We start from the raw sequence: 1,124 nt of genomic DNA on the forward strand, positions 1-1,124 counted from the left end.
GTCAATAGGCATGCCGAAGACCTGGAGCCCGGAGACGCTGACGGAACCGGATGCCGAGTAGTTGGTGAACCAACGGATTCGGAGGAACGACCAGTCGATGAAGAACTGCGCTGCCAGCGTGGCGACGGCAAGATACAGGCCCTTGATCCGCAGGCTAGGGATGCCGAACAAGACCCCTACGGCGGTGGAACAGAGCCCGCCCATCAGCAACGAGAGAATCAACGGCATGCCTTCGATCCTGGCCTGCAGGTTGTAGGCCGCGTAGGCGCCGACCGCCATGAAGGCGCCCGTGCCCAGCGAGATCTGACCGCAGTACCCCACCAGGATGTTCAACCCAAGCGCTGCCAGTGAGAGGATCAAGAACGGGATGAGAATGGCCCGCAGCCAATACTCAGACGCCAGCCACGGGATCGCAATGAATGCGAGGGCGAGAACCAAAGCCATGAAGACGCGGTCCTGGGAAAGCGGGAAGATCTGCTGGTCCGCCCTGTAGCTGGTCTTGAACTGTCCGTTGTCGGTGTAAATCATGGCTATGCCTCAGACGCGATCGATGATCTTTTCGCCGAACAGCCCCTGGGGACGTAGCAACAGAAAGACCAGCGCAAGAACGTACGCGAACCAGATCTCGATGCCGCCCCCAAGGAAGGGGCCTAGGTAGATCTCGGAGACCTTCTCGCCGACCCCGATCAGGAGCCCGCCCACGATGGCGCCCGGGATTGATGTCAGGCCTCCGAGGATCACCACCGGCAGCGCCTTCAAGGCGACAAGCGACAACGAGAATTGAACTCCCAGCTTCGATCCCCAGATGATCCCAGCGACCAGCGCTGCGAACCCGGCCACGGACCACACGATGACCCAGATCCGATTCAGTGGGATCCCTATCGATTGGGCCGCCTGGTGGTCATCGGCCACCGCACGCAGAGCCCGTCCGGTGGAGGTTTTCTGGAAGAAAACGCCCAGCAGGACGACGAGCACGGTGGAGATCGCGGCGGCCACCAGATCTTCTTGACTCATCAGCAAGCCGCCGTCAAAGGCACCTTCGAAGACCATCAGAGGGTCCTTCGGCATGCCGACATCGATCTTGTAGATGTCGCTGCCGAAGATCGTCTGACCCAACCCATCGA

The 1,124-nt window shown here is 60.7% G+C and carries 2 protein-coding genes; both read right to left on the reverse strand.

From position 1 onward, the window contains the following. Positions 1–528 (reverse strand): branched-chain amino acid ABC transporter permease (locus AC1DY5_RS56595; protein WP_478122863.1); only part of this gene is annotated, 528 nt, incomplete at its 3' end. Positions 529–537: 9 nt separating this feature from the next. Beyond that, positions 538–1,124: branched-chain amino acid ABC transporter permease (locus AC1DY5_RS56600; RefSeq protein WP_478122864.1), on the reverse strand; the 587-nt coding region annotated here is incomplete at its 5' end.

The organism is Variovorax sp. P4_D9 (assembly GCF_056401695.1).